Source organism: Candidatus Babela massiliensis, assembly GCF_000513475.1.
Lineage (GTDB): Bacteria > Babelota > Babeliae > Babelales > Babelaceae > Babela > Babela massiliensis.
In genome coordinates, this window is the sequence record NC_023003.1 from 559,658 (window position 1) to 577,326 (window position 17,669).

Here is a 17,669-nt window from a genome sequence, read left to right on the forward strand (position 1 = left end):
ATAAATAATATAAGCATTTGTATCAAATTTATGTTAATATTAACATAAATTTAATTATTTCTACTATTTTAAAGAGGGAGGATATTATGCCTAAAATTATGGCTTTAGATTTAGGAGATCAATGGGTAGGAATAGCATTATCTGATACCTCACTTATATTTGCTAAACCTAATACTACAGTAAATATTAATGACATTGAAGAATTTTTATCAAATTTTATTGAAAAAGAAAATATAAAAGAAATAGTCATAGGATATCCTAAAACTTTAAGAGGAACTGAAAGCGAACAAACATTAAAAGTTCTCAATTGGAAATCTCAAGTTGAAAAAAAATTTCCTGAAATAAAATTTGTTTTATGGGACGAAAGATTGAGCAGCAAAAGAGCAGCTGCACTAAAACCTGCAAAGACAAAGGACGAAAAGCTCAAATCACACGCAATAGCAGCTGCATTTATACTTGATTCTTACCTCTCCTTTTTAAGTTCCAGAATCTAGTTTAAATTTTGTTGACAAAAATCGAATGTCTCCTTTAAAGTTTCAAATAGTAGTACAGATTTGTCGCTTTAAAGGAGAGTAGTATGAAGTGTACAAAATGCTCGGGATTAATGGTATCTCAATCATTTTTTGATCATTTTTTAAATTTTGATGGATGGAAGTGTTTAAATTGTGGTAAAATAATTGCACGTAAAGAAAAAATTATAGAATTTGATGCATTTAGCATCTTTTGCCAACAACAAAAACATAATAATAAAAATAATTAAATAATTAAATAATTAATAAGCATGGTATATTTTTTAACATTAAATACTCAATATAAAGATGTAGAAATAGGCTTATTTAATGATAATAAAGATATTATTACTAAAGAGACTATAGTAAATAAAGATATAAACAAATATTTACTAAACACATTAAGTGATATTTTAAATAAAAATAATATTCACTTTCACGATCTAGCATTTATAGCAGCGAATCAAGGACCTGCACCTTTTACTACATTAAGAGTTGTTTTAGCAACCCTTAATGGATTAAACTTTGCTTCTCAAGTGCCATTAATAGGAATTAATGGCCTTAATGCTTTGCTAAACCAATATCAAAATAAAGAAAATAAGTTAACTATTGCATTATTAAATGCCTATGGTCAAGATCTTTATTACGCATTTCAATATCAAGGTCAATACGAAACAGGATGTCAAAATTACACAACATTATTGAATCAAATCAAAGACCGATTTACTCAAGAATCTTTGGTATTTATTGGAAATGGAGCGAATTTATATCAAAAAGAGATTAAGAGTATATTTGATAATAAAGCAGATATATTAAATCCAAATATAGAATCAGCTTCAATTGAAACAATATCTCAGGAAGCTATTAAAAGTTATAAGACACAAAATACTGTCTTTGAATTGCTTCCAGTATATCTCAAAGACAGTATAAACAGTATATCAAAATAATTATAATAAGGAGCGTAACGCTCCTAAACTTACAGCTATGGCTTCTTGAGTACGTAAAATAGTTTTAGTTAAAGCTGAAAACTTAAATTCGTGCTCTATTAACTTCATTTTTTCTTCATAGGTTAAATCTCCTTCAGGACCTACTAAGACTAATAATTCATTAGGACTTTCTAATCTTATATGATCTATTACTTTAGAAAGAGGATCACCGGATGCATCAAAAAAGATATTTAGAACCTTAGGCTTATCTATTTTACTTATAAAGTACAGATCAAATGGCATTACCGGCAAAATGTTTGGCAATATAAACTGTTTAGACTGCTCAGCTGCTGATATCATTATTTTTTTATTTCTTAAACTATCTTTTTCTATATTAATTAACTTATAAGTTTTTTCTGTAATTAATGGTTGAATATCCTGAACACCCATTTGAGTTAATAAATATAATGCTGATTCAAATGCTTCTTTTTTCAGTAAAGGCAAAAGCCAAGTTATTTTAGGATTTAAAGGTTGATTATGATTAATACTGAGCAATTCGACAACTATCTTTTTCTTTGTAATAACCGATATAATAGAACACTTTATATTATAATTAGAATCAAAGAATATAATCTGATCACCCTTTTCAAGCCTTAAAATATTAGATACACGATATAAAATTATTGGATCATCGATCTCATGTATATCAAAACAAGATCTATATTTAACAATATATCCTACGACTTCTGTATATAAAGCAAATTGGTGTTTATTTAAATTCATCTTTATTAAAAGTATAACAAAAACTTACTTCACAAAACTAAAAATTTTTCCAAAGCTTTTTTTACACCAACCTTTGACATTATAATATTTGCATAGCAACCCAATTCCTATTTCACGTATCCATACTTTAAACATAGAAGGGTTTTCAAAAGCATTCTCTATTTTTATATCTTCGTCTATATTAGGATCAAAAAAACTATCAATTTTAGATTCTTTTGATTCTTTAATTCTATGTTCTAAACAAGTCTTCTCGTTCACATCTCTTGACTTACATTCAATAGAAAAATTATAAAAAAGAACAAACCCTAAGGCACAAATAGATACAAATATCTTTTTATTCATCATTATATTCCTACTAATTATTTCTGGTTAATCAATATAAAAAGTCTATAAGCATATTATAGCAACTTTTAAAATATCAATCTATTTAATATAAATTAACAAATGTATAAAAATAATTTCAAGCAATAGAAGTTAAATATAAGATAAAATATAATACTTTAATTTATATATCTATAAAAATATTATTGTTAATTTTGAGTAGAACGTTCAAGTAATAATTGTTTTATTCTTTCATTATTAAATGCATATGCAAATACTGTATTACCATTAACATTTTGAGCATTAATATTAGCTCCATTTTTAAGTAATAACTCAATTAATTCAATATTATCATTGACAGCTGCACACATTAAAGCTGTATTACCATTAACATTTTGAACATTAATATTAGCCCCATTTTTAAGTAATAATTCAACTAATTCCATGTTATCGTTCATGACTGCGCACATCAAAGCTGTATTGCCATTAACATTTTGAGCATCAATATTAGCTCCTTTGAGGATAAGAATCTTCGCCATTTCTTTGATATTATAATATTGCGATTTTTTATCGTTATGAATTAAAGCAGATAATCTTGCTAGCCAAATTAAGGGAGTATAACCATCTTCATCGTTAATATTAACATCTAAATAAAACTGATATCCTTCTTTAATCTTTACAGATTTTCTTAAGATAGAGCTAAAAACTCTTAAAGCAAAAATATTATCTGAAGAAATTATATATGACAACAAACTTTGATTAAGAATTTTAAGATCATTTACATCAATATTTTTTTGCTTAAAGAAAAACATAAAAGAATGTAATCCTATACTATATAAAATATTATTATGTTTTAACGATTGATCAATTCTACAATTTATAAAATCAATCAATAAATCCATAATTTTATTATTATCGTCAATCTTAGATAAATAAGTATTGAATAATAACATCATAATATACTTTTGTGATTCTACTTGTTTAATACAACCTTGTAACTTAGGTCTACTTTGTAGAGATCTATATAATTCATCTATAAAATATATTATTGCTTCAGATAAATTAGGCTTAACTTGAACGGATATTTCAGATAAAGTTTTAATTTCAACTAACTCTTTATAATTCTTTTGATTAACTTGAGGGTGTTCCATTGCACGCAAGTTCAAAGTAAGAGCACTCAAGATAATTGCTATAATAGCTTTTTTCATAAGATAATTTCCTTAATTAATGTATCGATAAATGAGAATTATGTTTGTTAAAATATATTTATAATTTATAAAAAAAATTTAAATATTTTTTTAAACTATTTAATATATTTTGATTATTGTTTTTCTCTGCCAATACAAGATAATTTTTATTTTTAGAGTCAAATTCTATAATCTTTTTACTTTCTTTAAGAAAAAAATCAACTAAATGCTCATAATCATGAATAATAGATAAACTTAAAGGTGTATATCCATATTTATTCTCTAAATTAACATTTGCTTCATAATGAATAAGAATTTTTAACATACGAATATATTTTTCTTTCTCATAAGCACTAAGACGCACTGCCCATATTAAAGCAGTATCTCCAAAATCATCTTGAACATTAACGTCAAAATAATTTATAAATCGTCGCAATAATTTCAAGTTGCCGCGTTTGACCATTTCAATCAATATTTGATCGGTTTTAAATTCTTTGTTTTTTAAATAATTAATAAAATATTTGAAAATAAATTTAGATAATTCAACATTAATATCTAAGAAATAATCACAATCAAACAATAAATCTGCTATTAAAGTTAAATCCTGATTTGAGCAATTCAAATATTTATTAATAACAGGAATCACTAATTTAAAATAAGAAGGATTAAGAAATTTATTAAAGTCAGAAGATTTTTGACATACATAAAACAAATTATTAAAGAATTCTTTAATATTTTTATTATTAAGGCTCGATAAAAAAACAATAATTTTGATACATTTTTGCCCCTTGAGATCAACAGTATCATCAGAATTTATTTTAATTAATTTAGATATCACTAAATCAACAATAAATAATTTACCTTGAGAATGACTTATAAAATTAAGAAGATCAGCATTATATTGAGAAACATATATTAAATCATCAATTAACTGATTTAAATCTGTTTTATTTTTTTCTCCCAAAAATACAATTAAGTCTCGGGTTTTACCCTGATCCTTATGTATCATGGAAACTATATTAAAACTTAACAAGCACAAAATAAGACTTATTATTAAATTTCTTTTCATTTTTCTAATCCTAATCCACTTAAACGGATTCTATCATCTCAATTATATTTTCATTACCAAATTGATCTGCTAAAGTTAAAGCACATTCTCCACTTTTATTCTCAAGATAAATATCCCCCCCATTCTCAACAAGGGCTTGAGCTATCGAGGTAAAACCTTTATTTATAGCTATAACTAATGGACTATCACCAATATTATTTTGCATATTAACATTAGATTTATTAGCAATAAGTATATCTACTAGCTCCTTATAACCGTGAGTTATCGCTTTTATCAAAGCTGTATCACCATCTCTATTTTGCATATTTACGGCAGCTCCATGTTGAAGAAGCATTTGAGATATTGATGTATAACCATTATCTACTGCTATAATTAATGGACTATTACCAGTGTTATTTTGCATGTTAACATTCGATTTATTAGCAATAAGTATATCTACTAGCTCCTTATAACCGTGAGTTACCGCCTTTATCAAAGCTGTATCACCGTCTCTATTTTGCATATTTATGTCAGCTCCATGTTGAAGAAGCATTTGAGATATTGATATATAACCATTATCTACTGCTATAATTAATGGACTATTACCAGTGTTATTTTGTATATTTATATCAGCTCCACGATTAATAAGCATACGGACAAGCTCTTCATTCTCTTGCAGTATCGCTTTTATCAAAGCAGTGTCTCCATTTACATTTTTTTGATTAATATTTAAATTCTCTTGATTTAAAATAAATTTTAATACCTCTTTACTACAAGGGTCACATATAATACTATCTACTAATTCCTTAAAACTTGGCCTAATTTTTAGTCCGTCATTAGGAATACAAAGACGTATAGCCCAAATTAAAGGAGTATCTTCTTGATCATCTACAATATTAACATCAAGTTTTTTGATCAGCATTTTTAATCCCTCTAAATTGCATGTTTTGATCAAATGAATTAATAGATATTGTCCTGCATTATCATATAAACCAGATATATTTATTTTTTCTTTCTCAAAATAATATAAAAAAGATAATACTACACTTTTATATAGTGAAGGATTACATTTTAACTTATCAAGATATACCCAAAATTGCTGCAAGACTATTTGAAAACTTGCACGTTCAAAACATCTTTGATAAATAATCCTTGAAAGAAACTCTTGTCCTTGATCCGTAGATAAATAACTCTTAAAATTGTTATCAATTTGACACTGCAAATCTAATTTACCAAGAAATATTTTTAAATTACGAGATTCATTTCCAGAACGAATAATAAAGAACTGACAGACGTTTTCAAATTCTTTAGAAACAATGACCTCTGAAAAGTGCTGCATTGATAAAATAGGATAACTAAAAATAACTAAAATAATATATAAAAAATTCTTTCTCATGACATACCTGCTTAATTATACAAACTATAAATTAACATAAATTATTAATAAATTTAGAAACACTAAAATAACTAAAATTATTTATATTTTGATTTTTAAATTTTATAAATTAAAATCCAATAAATTAAAAATCTATAAACATAAATATTGAATTAACAAAAATTTTTACAAAAAGAGCTTAATTAAGAATCTTTCTATAACGGACAAATTGTCCATCGTCCTCTATCTGTTCAAATCCAGTTTTCTTATATACACTTCTGGCAGATACGTTACTTGTCCGTGTTACTAAATTAATTAAATAGGCACCATGGTTTTTAAGATCTTCAATAGCATAATTCATTAACTCTTTGGCATATCCTTTATTCCTATAATTTTCATCGACTGCTAAAAATAAAATGTATCCCTGATGAAACCTTTTCATAAAATATGCAATAAATCCTACCGGTTTACTTTCTACATGATAGACTTTAATCTCTAAAGTACCTTTACTTTCAGGCCTATTTGCAATGGCTCTATTTTCTAACATATATTCTGGTGAAAAATCATTAGAAGTTCCAGAAACAAGCCAATACCAATGATTCTTAAACATGTTTACAATGAATTCTTTATCCATTTCTGCATTATAATCATAAACACCGGTTTCACTACAACTTTTAGAAACTTTATGATAAAAAGCAGCAAATGAAAGAACCCCAAATAAACACAATAATAAAATTTTATACCTAATGAATTTTAATTTAACCATTATTAAATCCGCCTTAAAAATTCTTTATTTATAAATTAAACAATTAAACATAGTTATTTTAAATGTAACTTATAACTAAAATCTATGAATATTTCATAATTAAGTATAGGAAGATTAAAAATATTGTCAATATTTGTATTTGAATTTTTAATGAAGTTATATTTAAATAAATAGACATTTTGAACTAAACAATAATATTGCCAATAAAGTCATATTTATATAAATTGTATACAATAAATTAAAAAATCTACACTTACTATAAGTTAATGGGGAAAATAATGAGTAAATATAAATCAAGATATAATTATAATTTAGTATGGATAGATCTAGAAATGACGGGTTTAGATATTGAAAAAGACGTTATTTTGGAGATAGCCACACTGGTAACTAATAATGAATTAGATATCCTTGCAAAAGGACCTGCCCTAGTTATTAATCAAAAAAATGAAATACTTGAACAAATGTCATCATGGTGCATTAAACATCATACTGCTTCAGGATTAGTAGAAGCAGTCAAGCAGTCTACTATAACTATAGAAGAAGCAGAATTGAAAACTTTAGATTTTTTAAAAGAATATACTGTTCCAGAGGGCTCTGTTTTATGTGGAAATTCAGTCTGGCAAGATAGGAATTTTATAAGAAAGTATATGAAAAACTTAGATGAATTTCTAAACTATAGAATAATAGATGTAAGTTCAATCAAAGAGTTAGTAAACAGATGGTATCCAAATAGTTCCAAGAGTAATTTTGTCAAACCTGACGGTCATAGAGCTCTTGAAGATATAATATATTCAGTAGAAGAGCTGAAACATTATAGGACTTACTTTTTCTTGCCACCGCTTGATTAAAATTAGATATCTTAAATATAATTTAAGAAAATACCTATTAACAAAGACTTAAATATAAAAATTTGTTATACTTTTAATAACTAAAAAATAAGGATTAAAATGGTTTAACCAAAATTTAGTTATTAATTAAGCTTATTATGTAAATAAATCTTAAATCAATTCTCTTCTGTATACTAAAATAATACCTCAATATAATTTTATGCTTAATTTTAAAATAATTGCTCTATATAAGCAATATAATTATTGATTTAGATAAAAAACATATTATATATTTAGATTAATTGACAAAAAGAGCTTTATTAAATAATTATATATTTATTAAATTTCAATTTATTAATTTAACAAGGGTGATAAAAAGTGAAAAAAAATATAATAATTTTGATCTTGTTATTAATAAATTTTACATGCGTTAATTCTATGTATTTAAATCAAGATTATTTAAGTAATTTACCAGCAGAATTACAATTACATATCCTTTTTCAAATAATTAAACCTCAAATATACTATCAAAACACTATTTACTGCCCTCTAAAGGGATTAAAAGAATTTTTATCTTCAATTGGGTTGATTAACAGAAAATTTTATGCTCTGAAAGAAGATATTATAAGAATGTTTAAAAATATAGCAAAAGAAAAATTTTCTAAAAATATATACGAAAAATATAAAAATACATACAAATTAAATAAAGAATTAGAAAAAATATTTAATAAAACGTATGATTCTCAATTGAGTCATGAAGAAGATGAAAAAAAAGCAGCTCAATTGATTATTGCTGGCGCTAATCCTAATTTACTTGTTGAATACAAAAAAGAAAATAAGAAAAAGGAGAAAGTTCCTCTATTATTAGCATTATTAGCAAATGATAAATTCATAAAATTAGCAAAATTGTTAATAGCTTATGAAGCAGAAATAGATATAAAAGATATTAATGGCATTACAATTCTGATGTATGCAGTATGTCAATCAAATGCTGAACTGGTAGAGCTATTAATTAAAAATAATATTAAAATTAATGCTCAAGATAATGAAGGTGATACAGCATTGATTCTAGCAATACCTAATCAAAATATAGTCACACTTCTGATAAATCATAATGCAAATGTTAACATCAAAAATAATTTAGGGATAACTCCCTTGATGAGAGCAATTCAAAAAAGTAGTCATGAAACTGTCATCCAACTAATTAACGCAGGCGCAAATGTTAATACAAAATCTAATTTAGGAATTACACCTCTTATAATAGCAACGGATCAAGGAGATAGAGAAATAGTAGAAACTTTAATCAGAAACGGCGCAAAAGTTAATGATACTAATAATAATGGATTAACCCCTCTAATGATTGCAGTTCAAAAAAATAATCAAGACATGGTAATGCAACTAATAAATTCAAGCGCAAATGTTAATGCAAAAGCAAATTTAGGATCTACTCCACTTATAATAGCTACTAATCAGGGTAATAGTGCCTTGGTAGAGACTTTAATAAGACATGGAGCAAATGTAAATGATACTAATAATAATGGAATAACTCCTCTAATGATTGCAGTACATAAGGGATATGATGAAGTAATAAATATACTATTGAGCCATAATGCCGCAATCGATATCCAAAATATTCGTGGTCAAACTGCTCAAGAAATGGCATTGCCAAGCAAAAAAGAAAAAATATTAAAGTTATTTAAATTATATAAAAAAAAGGCAACTAAGTCATGTCAACTATACTAATTAATAATATATTGATAGTATAATAAAAATTACCCAAAAATTATAAATTATGTTTTTTACCTTATTAACTTTTGCATTACTGGCTAGCGCCATCTCTGCTAATAAAATATTGCTTTATAGCATGGCTCCTACTTTACTGGTAGGAATCAGAATGTTTTCAGCAGGTTTAATATTACTTTTATATACTTTTACAAATCCTCAAATCAGAATAAGCTGGAATAATATCAAAAAAAATTTAAGCTCTTTAATAATAATAACATTAACTACTACGTTTATACCATCAATTTTAAAAGCTTACAGTTTAAAAAATATCTCGTCATCAAAAATGGCATTCTTTGGAGCGTTAGATCCTTTTATAACAGCCGTATTTGCTTATTTTATGTTAAATGAAAAATTAAATTACAAAAAGATAGTTGGTATTTTTATAGGCCTATTAGGCTCTATTATTTTAAATTACGATAACACTAAATTAAATCACTTTTTATTATCTAGACCAGAATTAGTTATAATAATTTCAATCACAATTACTCGTTTTGGATGGATGACTGCTCAAAAATTATTAAAAAAAAATATATATCAACCAGTTCAACTCAATGCTATTACTATGCTATTAAGTGGTATAATATCTCTAAATATCGCTTTTATATCTAAGCAAACAAACATAATTCCTATATTAAATAATAACTTACATATATTTAAATACTCGTTCTTTAAATCTCTACTTCATCATTTAGGCCCGTACTCTATATTAATATTTTTTATTTTATATACGATAATTATAGGCAATGTAATTGCTTATAATCTATATGCAAATCTACTTAAAAGACACAGTGCCTTATATGTTTCTCTTACTAGTTTTTCTGTTCCGTTACTGGTTCATTTGTATGGCTTTCTTTTTCTTGATGAAAACTTATCAATTAAATTTTTATTATCATGTATAGTAACTTTTACAGGATTAATTATATTTTCAAGAGCCGAGGAAAAAAAATAAGCAATTCTATTTACCTGAACATAATATATTTATTAATTTAGTAATTATAAAGTATAGTTTATTTTTAAAACAACTTATCCAGGCAATAAAAATGTTTTTAAATTTAATTAAGATAAATTTAATCTTTTCAATATTTAACATTTGTACCCTAATACAATGCGCAGTAGAAAATAAAAATATCAAAGAAATTAATCAAGATGATCAAGCAACTCGCGGTGCAATATTTGAGTCCGTATTTATATTAAAAAATCGTAAAAATTACTTATCAGAACTTAAACAAAATATTAAAGAAGATTTAGAAGAAAGTGACTTGATTATACAGGAATTAGTTAATGAAAAACAATTCCTATCGACCGAGTTATTTCAAAAACAAACAAAAAACAAACCCGCTTGCAACAATATAATATCAAGATTAAATGGATTCTGTCATGAATTTCATAAATATAGCATAATAAAAAATATATATCCTGAATATATAAAAGAACTAGAAGTATTTATAGAAAATATAGGTAAAGATGTTGACAAAATAAGCCAAACTTGGACTACCAAATCAAATCAATTAGAGTTATCAGTAAAAAAAGCCAATCTAATGATAAAAATTATAAACAAAAAGAATACCATTTTAGATAATATTTTCAACTTACAAGATCAAGAACTAGCAACAGAAAAATACAAAAACAGGCTAAATAATTTACATAAAAAAATTCAAACGGAAAACAACGAAGAACAAAAAAAAATTATAATCAGACTTATTAATAAATATAAAAATATAATAACCAAAAAACAAAATAAACTTAACTTAAAGAAAAATCATATAAATTTATTAAAAAATCAACTATCGACATTAAATAATAAACTATATACTAATCATTTAAAAATTAAAGAAAACATGTTTTTCATAGATAAAATTGATAAAATTTTTAATTCAGACATCGAATAAGATTGAAATATTATAGAATAATTATAAATTTAATTTAAAGAGATAAGGGAATTTAAATTCCCTTATCTAAAATTGGCTTTCTTTTATTACTTTACGCATAACTGTAGGAATATCAAGATCTTCTAAATCTATCTTGATATCTGGTTTTTTAGAGGTATTATTATCAAAACTATAATCAAAATTCTTACTAAATTCATGCTCTATCTTATTAGATGACTTATTCAAAGTATCTAAAGTATTTTCAGTCTCAGCATCGGAAAAACCTGTAGCAATAACAGTTACAAAGACCTCTTCATTTAGATTGTCATCTATAACTGAGCCAACTACTATATTGGCATCATCATGCGCTTTTTTGTAAACCAAAGATGCTGCTTGACTTAATTCATGAAGCCCCAAATCTGAAGGTCCAGTAATATTAAATAAAAGACCTTTTGCTCTTGATAACTCTACATTTTCAAGCAAAGGAGATGATATCGCTTGAGTTGCAGCTTTTATTGCCCGGTCAATACCAGACGCATGTCCTATGCCAATTAAAGCAAAACCCTTCTGCTTCATAATCGATTTTATATCAGCAAAATCTACATTAATTTGGCCATGCTTATTTATAATATCAGATATAGCTCTAATGAATTGACTAAGTACTTCATTTGCTTTAGAAAATGCTTGAATAAGAGAAACATTAGGCTCCATAGTATCTATTAGTTTTTGATTCTGCAAAACTATAATAGTATCTACTTCTTTTTTCAAAAGATCTAAAGATTCTTGTGCTATTCTCATTCTTCTTTTACCTTCAAAAGAAAATGGCTTAGTTACAACAGCTACAGTTAAAATATCTTTATCTCTTAATGCTTTTGCTATAACTGGCAGCGCTCCGGAACCAGTCCCGCCTCCAAGACCTGCTGTTAAAAATACTATGTCTGAATCCTTTAAATTATCGATAATCAAATCTAAATCTTCTTCAGCTGATTTGCGGCCAACTTCAGGGTTTGCACCAGCTCCTAATCCTCTGGTTGATTTAACACCCAGTTGCACCTTATGATTAGCTTTTGATATCTTAAGAGCTTGAGCATCGGTGTTTGCTACTATAAAGGATACATTCTCAAACCCGGATTCAATCATACTATTAACCATATTGCCTCCACCTCCGCCAATTCCTAGAACTTTAATACGTGATTGAGGCGCAATCTTTTGCTTTACATCTTCTAAATCGAATTCTATCATCTTTATCTCCTGATTAATTATTTTATTAAAAAAGATCTGTAACCCATGATTTCATTCGTGAAAAAATACGATTTACCCATGGAGAACTTAAATGATTTATAGAGTCTTCCTCTTTTTTCTTCAACATGTCAAGTAATAACCCATAACCTGTTGCATATATAGGACTATTAAGCATCTCTTTAGATTTATTACTTACACTAGGATATCCAAGTCTAACCGGCATATCTAAAATTTCCTTTGCAGTTTCTTTAAAATTCTTGAGTAGAGATCCCCCGCCTGTTAAAACAAGACCTGCAGGCATTAAATGTTTTAAGCGTTGTGAGTAAATTTCATGATGTAACATTAATAGCAATTCTTTAACACGTGGCTCTATGATAGTGGTTAACTCCAAAGATGAAATAGATTTTACAGCATTACCTTGCGCTAATTCCACTTGACACGTTTGAATTTGATCTTCATTGAGAATAGAACTTCCAAAACTACATTTTATACGTTCTGCATCTTTTATAGTAGTTCTTAAACATAGAGCTATATCTTTTGTAATATGATTACCAGCTATTGAAAGTACTTTTGTATATTTTACCGCTTTATTCTGATATATAGCAAAATCAGAAGTTCCTCCACCAATATCAAGTACTCCTGCCCCTAAAAATTGTTCATCTTGTGAAAGTACAGCTTGAGCAGAGGCAAGTTGTTCTAATACTATATCTAAAACTCTAATGCCCGCTAATTCACAACATTTGATAATATTTTGTACAGACCCAATAGATCCAGTTATTATATGGGTCTTAACTTCTAATTTTATGCCAAACATACCCATAGGATCTGAAACCTTTTGATCAGAATCTATTATAAAATACTGAGGTAAAATATGTAAAATTTGTTGTCCATCAGGAATAACTATAGTTTTTGCACAATTAAGAGCATTATTAATATCTTGAGATGTTACTCTATTTTTTCTAATAAGCGTTGTCCCACTAGAATTTATTGACTGTATATGAGCACCCGATATTCCAACATTAGCTGCTTTAATTTTTGCTCCACTCATTAATTCAGCTTCTTTGATAGCTAATTTAATAGATTCTACTGCTTGGCTAATATCAACTATAACACCTCTTGAAAGTCCTAATGAAGGAACATGACCAACTCCTATTATATCAAGATTATTATCTTGATTTTTTTGAGCAACTAAAACACATATTTTAGTAGTTCCAATATCTAAAGCAACTAAAATATTATCATCAATTAACTTTTTTTTCATAGGCTCAAACCCCCTGCTCAATAAAAATTTATTTTTACTTATTTATTTAATACCAATTCTTCAGTTGAAATATATAGGGTAAAATATCCTAACATATTAGATTTAACGTTTGTTATAATTTTATTATTGATAAATATATTCATCTTACTACTAACAACTGCCTCTCCTTGAGGATCTAAAATTTGCCCAAAAATTTTTGTGCCTTTTGAACAATCTGGAACTATCTTTTGTATTACAGGTCTTGCTACTTGTACAGTTACTGGATTTGCTTTACCGGTTATACAGTTATTAGCATCAACCACAGTTACATTATATATGGTAGTAGTTAATGGTGAAACAGTAATAGAACATGTATCTGATTCTTGATCTATAACAACTCCATTAGAAAAGTAGAAAGTATATGGAGGAACTCCATTATAAACCTTTGCAGTTAATACCGTATCACAGCCAGCATATTGAACAACATTTTTAGGGCATAGCTCTACTTTTAAATCACATGTGTTTGCACGATATATAGTTAAATTATTACTTATATAATTAGGAACAACTAAAGCCCGTCCATCAGGCGACCAAGAAAGAACTTTAGGAAACATGTCTGTTTTATAAGGACAACCATCATTTAAAGGAGTAATATCAAAATATTGATCTATGTAATAGGCATATAAGTTGCATCCAGACATCTCAACTAAATCTAGAGCCAAGTATCTTTTATTTGATAAAGCAGAAAAATATTGCTGAGTTTTTCCTATATTAATAGAGCAATAATAATTTATAGAGATATTAGATGGATTACTAATATTGACTTTATAAACTGAAGTACATCCAGAATTAGCATTGGTCACCACAAGCAAATAAGAACCATCAGATGAAGCAAAGCAAGAAAATTCAGCATCAACGGGCATGCTTATACCATCAGTTAAAGTAATAATAGGGGACAAAATCTGATGTATATTTGGTCCACTTATAGGATATCGAAAGATCAAGACCTGCCCCGTGTTACTTGGAAAAGAAACTGGAACTGCCAATAACTGGTATTTAATGCCATTATTTTTAAATTTAAAAGGACTAAATCTTACGTTACTTGGTTTATAAGTTAAACTATAGTAATTGAGTTCTTTATTTTTAAAATAACAAGCACTATCACAAAAGAATAGACAATAGTTATAAAGTATATACTGACAATCAACTGTTGCTTCTACTAAAAACTTGCCATTTTTGGAAATAGCCGGAAAAGATTTATTACCAGCATAAACATAATCATAATAAGGCAATGGAGCTAAACCTAAGACATTAGGGGCTTTAATTTTTTCTTTAAAAGAGAATCCAAAGCTATCAGGATCATACTTAAATTTTGCAATATATCCTTTAGAACAAGAACAAGGAGAACCATAAGGATTATTTGAAACCCAAAAAGAATATTGTCCTGCTTGATCTTGATGTGGAGTAAATTGTACGTAATAAGGCAAGCTTAATTCTTTATAAATGGTTCTGGAATAATTCAGATCTGGGACAAATAAGCATAAAACATTATGTACTATAAGACAGTTATACAAAAATATAACTGTCTTGAGATAAATTTTTTTTAACATGCTTCAAAAGCCTTTCTTAATATTTGCTTAATTTAGCTTATAGTTAAAAAAATAAACTATAAAAATATAAATTTTGCAAATCCTTAGAGAAAATTAAAGCAAATGTTAATAATATTAAAGTCGCTTATTCTGGTTTGCAATAATAAATAACAATATACCTGTTGCCACTGATGCATTATAAGAGATATCGCTAGTTTTTTGAGGCAATGTAATGCGCTTACCAAAATTTAATATATTTTTAGAAATTCCTGTTCCTTCACTGCCAATTACTAAACATAAAGGCTCAGTATAATTAGCGTCAAGAGCATTTTCTCCATCAAAAGTTGAGAGATAAATATTATAGTTAGCTTTTCTTAATTCTTGAACAGCTGCTTCTACACTGGGAGCTCTATATATTTCTAAATGTTCTGCAAGACCTGCTGACGATTTTAAAGCAACGGAATTAAGCGGAGCTCCATTTTTAACTATCAAAATTACCCCGTCAACGGAAGTACAGTAACTAGAACGTAATATCGCTCCAAGATTTCTAGGATCTTGAATACCATCAAGCATAATTAAAAATTTACTTCTCTTAGGATCAAAAAATTTACCTCTAAAAGCAAAAGGAGCTACTTTTGCAACAACCGATTGATGATCAGTTGTTTCAGCCATTTTGGAAAGCATATTTTTATCAACATAATTAATTTTAACATAATCAGGTAAAAGTCGTTGAATAGCTGCAAATGCTTTAGGCTCTGGCTTAGTTGTATAAATGGAATATAATTTGCGCTTTTTAGCTTTTAAAAGCTCCAATATCGGATGAATTCCATAAACTATATTTTCAGTTGTATTTTTCATGTTATTTTTTAAATTATAAAGATTTGATTATATATTTATTTATAACATAATAACATAAAATTAACTATTAATAACTTAATTATTAATCTTTATTATAGGTCAGACCACATATTGCACATTAAAATAAAAAAATGTATAATAAGAATAATAATACTTAATATTATTGTGTTTTAATCTATAGGAGATACCATGAGAATAAATTATAAAAAAATGTTTAATGGTTTTTCTTTAATGTTACTCACTAGCTGCGGATTAAATCTTCAAGCAAAGAGATACTGGTTCTCTAACCACTTTGATAGCAGCTTCTTTGATGAACTTCACTATATAAATGAACGTTTATCTCAAGATTTAAATCAAATGGAAAGCTATTTTTCAAATAATTTTGGAAGACCAGATAATCAGATAGATAAAGAGCAAAAAAATAAATTAAAAGAATCTCAACAAATTCTTGAAGAAATAAAACCAGAGATAACAAAAGAATCTAACGGAAACGTAGAGATAAAGATATCATTAAAAAATATAAATAAAAAAACTGTAGAAGATATCGTTTTACAAGATAATATATTAAAAGGAATTCTTGAAAGCAATCACGGCAAAATAGAATTTTATATAACAGACAAATCTATTAAATTGGTTCGTAAATTAGAAGTAAAAGAACATAAAGAAGAATCTAACTACGAAAATCAAGAACAAAAAGATGACAATAATAACACTTCATCTTTTTATGCTTATCAGTATAGTTATGGTTCAAGCAATGTATATTCATTACCTTTAACTGTAGATCTATCAACAGCACACGCTTCAGTCAAAGATGATACTTTAATAATTAAATTATCACCAAAAAATTACTCAAAAATAAAAGTACATCATTCTTAAATTTAAAAATAAAAGCCCAGATTTAATCTGGGCTTTTATGTTAATTGTTTAATTTTTATTCTTTTAAAATATTATTAGCAGTATTTTCAGACAGATCTAAAAATACTAATCCTATTTTCTTTGCCAACTCAAGAGCCATAATTTTAGTTTCATGCTCTTCTTTTTGTAACTTTTGCTCTTCAAAAGTTAAACTATTAAAATCTTTATTAGCTTTATCTATTTCTTTATCAATATCTGCTAATTCTTTTTTAGCACCTTCAATATTTGATCTAATTTCTTTTGCATTTTCTTTTATTTCATCTAAACTATTCAAATCTTTAACATCTTTAGACCACAGTTGCAAAGATAAAAACTGAATCATAGTAAGTAAAATAAATTTATAACCTCTCATAACAAGCTCCATTTTAAAAACGTTTTATATAACTAAATTATATATTAAATTTTTTAACAAAATCAATATTGATATCTG

Annotated in this window: 19 protein-coding genes; 8 read left to right on the top strand and 11 right to left on the bottom strand. The window is 26.6% G+C overall.

Annotation, left to right across the window (positions count from 1 at the left end; all coding sequences use genetic code 11):
- Positions 1 to 86 precede the first annotated feature (86 nt).
- The 3 genes from ruvX (at position 87) to tsaB (ending at position 1,456) form a co-directional block, all read left to right on the top strand.
- A complete protein-coding gene (gene ruvX / locus BABL1_RS02575; protein WP_023791999.1) occupies positions 87 to 494 on the top strand; it encodes a Holliday junction resolvase RuvX in 408 nt (135 codons plus the stop codon).
- Between the two features lie 83 nt (positions 495 to 577).
- Positions 578 to 760: a hypothetical protein gene (locus BABL1_RS02580; protein WP_023792001.1), complete on the top strand. Its 183-nt coding sequence runs from the start codon at positions 578 to 580 to the stop codon at positions 758 to 760.
- 21 nt (positions 761 to 781) lie between these two features.
- A complete protein-coding gene (gene tsaB, locus BABL1_RS02585) occupies positions 782 to 1,456 on the top strand; it encodes a tRNA (adenosine(37)-N6)-threonylcarbamoyltransferase complex dimerization subunit type 1 TsaB (protein WP_023792004.1) in 675 nt (224 codons plus the stop codon).
- Here the strand turns inward: tsaB and BABL1_RS02590 are convergent, their stop codons facing one another.
- From BABL1_RS02590 to BABL1_RS02615, 6 genes are all read right to left on the bottom strand, one after another.
- Entirely contained in the window at positions 1,457 to 2,218 is a 762-nt protein-coding gene (locus tag BABL1_RS02590) for an RsmE family RNA methyltransferase (protein WP_023792007.1), read from the bottom strand.
- A gap of 24 nt (positions 2,219 to 2,242) precedes the next feature.
- On the bottom strand, positions 2,243 to 2,560 hold the full coding sequence (locus BABL1_RS02595; protein ID WP_044601165.1) for a hypothetical protein: 318 nt from the start codon (positions 2,558 to 2,560) through the stop codon (positions 2,243 to 2,245).
- A 188-nt stretch (positions 2,561 to 2,748) separates the two neighbouring features.
- Positions 2,749 to 3,747, bottom strand: a complete 999-nt coding sequence (locus BABL1_RS05435; RefSeq protein WP_023792013.1) for an ankyrin repeat domain-containing protein — start codon at positions 3,745 to 3,747, stop codon at positions 2,749 to 2,751.
- 58 nt (positions 3,748 to 3,805) lie between these two features.
- A complete protein-coding gene (locus BABL1_RS02605; protein WP_023792016.1) occupies positions 3,806 to 4,795 on the bottom strand; it encodes an ankyrin repeat domain-containing protein in 990 nt (329 codons plus the stop codon).
- Between the two features lie 19 nt (positions 4,796 to 4,814).
- Entirely contained in the window at positions 4,815 to 6,170 is a 1,356-nt protein-coding gene (locus BABL1_RS02610) for an ankyrin repeat domain-containing protein (protein WP_023792018.1), read from the bottom strand.
- A gap of 178 nt (positions 6,171 to 6,348) precedes the next feature.
- Positions 6,349 to 6,915, bottom strand: coding sequence for a GNAT family N-acetyltransferase (locus tag BABL1_RS02615; protein WP_023792021.1), 567 nt, complete (start codon positions 6,913 to 6,915; stop codon positions 6,349 to 6,351).
- Between the two features lie 278 nt (positions 6,916 to 7,193).
- Between BABL1_RS02615 and orn the strand changes: the two genes are divergently transcribed.
- From orn to BABL1_RS02635, 4 genes are all read left to right on the top strand, one after another.
- Positions 7,194 to 7,763, top strand: coding sequence for an oligoribonuclease (gene orn, locus BABL1_RS02620; RefSeq protein ID WP_023792024.1), 570 nt, complete (start codon positions 7,194 to 7,196; stop codon positions 7,761 to 7,763).
- A 357-nt stretch (positions 7,764 to 8,120) separates the two neighbouring features.
- Positions 8,121 to 9,485, top strand: coding sequence for an ankyrin repeat domain-containing protein (locus BABL1_RS05255; protein WP_023792027.1), 1,365 nt, complete (start codon positions 8,121 to 8,123; stop codon positions 9,483 to 9,485).
- A 49-nt stretch (positions 9,486 to 9,534) separates the two neighbouring features.
- The gene (locus BABL1_RS02630; protein WP_023792029.1) at positions 9,535 to 10,476 is read left to right on the top strand and encodes a DMT family transporter; all 942 of its coding nucleotides are present in this window, start codon (positions 9,535 to 9,537) and stop codon (positions 10,474 to 10,476) included.
- Between the two features lie 91 nt (positions 10,477 to 10,567).
- Positions 10,568 to 11,416: a hypothetical protein gene (locus BABL1_RS02635; RefSeq protein ID WP_023792032.1), complete on the top strand. Its 849-nt coding sequence runs from the start codon at positions 10,568 to 10,570 to the stop codon at positions 11,414 to 11,416.
- Positions 11,417 to 11,482: 66 nt separating this feature from the next.
- Here BABL1_RS02635 and ftsZ read toward each other — a convergent pair whose 3' ends face one another.
- The 4 genes from ftsZ to rlmB all read right to left on the bottom strand — a co-directional run bounded on the left by ftsZ (position 11,483) and on the right by rlmB (position 16,324).
- Complete coding sequence (gene ftsZ, locus BABL1_RS02640; protein ID WP_023792034.1) at positions 11,483 to 12,637, bottom strand: cell division protein FtsZ; 1,155 nt, start codon at positions 12,635 to 12,637, stop codon at positions 11,483 to 11,485.
- 25 nt (positions 12,638 to 12,662) lie between these two features.
- Positions 12,663 to 13,898: a cell division protein FtsA gene (gene ftsA / locus BABL1_RS02645; protein WP_023792037.1), complete on the bottom strand. Its 1,236-nt coding sequence runs from the start codon at positions 13,896 to 13,898 to the stop codon at positions 12,663 to 12,665.
- A gap of 38 nt (positions 13,899 to 13,936) precedes the next feature.
- Positions 13,937 to 15,487 carry a hypothetical protein gene (locus BABL1_RS02650; protein WP_023792039.1) on the bottom strand — a complete coding sequence of 517 codons (1,551 nt, stop codon included), beginning with the start codon at positions 15,485 to 15,487 and terminating at the stop codon, positions 13,937 to 13,939.
- A gap of 114 nt (positions 15,488 to 15,601) precedes the next feature.
- A complete protein-coding gene (gene rlmB, locus BABL1_RS02655; RefSeq protein WP_023792042.1) occupies positions 15,602 to 16,324 on the bottom strand; it encodes a 23S rRNA (guanosine(2251)-2'-O)-methyltransferase RlmB in 723 nt (240 codons plus the stop codon).
- 189 nt (positions 16,325 to 16,513) lie between these two features.
- Here rlmB and BABL1_RS02660 point away from each other — a divergent pair, with 189 nt between their 5' ends.
- Complete coding sequence (locus BABL1_RS02660; RefSeq protein ID WP_023792045.1) at positions 16,514 to 17,200, top strand: hypothetical protein; 687 nt, start codon at positions 16,514 to 16,516, stop codon at positions 17,198 to 17,200.
- Between the two features lie 55 nt (positions 17,201 to 17,255).
- Here BABL1_RS02660 and BABL1_RS02665 read toward each other — a convergent pair whose 3' ends face one another.
- The gene (locus tag BABL1_RS02665; protein ID WP_023792048.1) at positions 17,256 to 17,591 is read right to left on the bottom strand and encodes a hypothetical protein; all 336 of its coding nucleotides are present in this window, start codon (positions 17,589 to 17,591) and stop codon (positions 17,256 to 17,258) included.
- Positions 17,592 to 17,669: the final 78 nt, after the last annotated feature.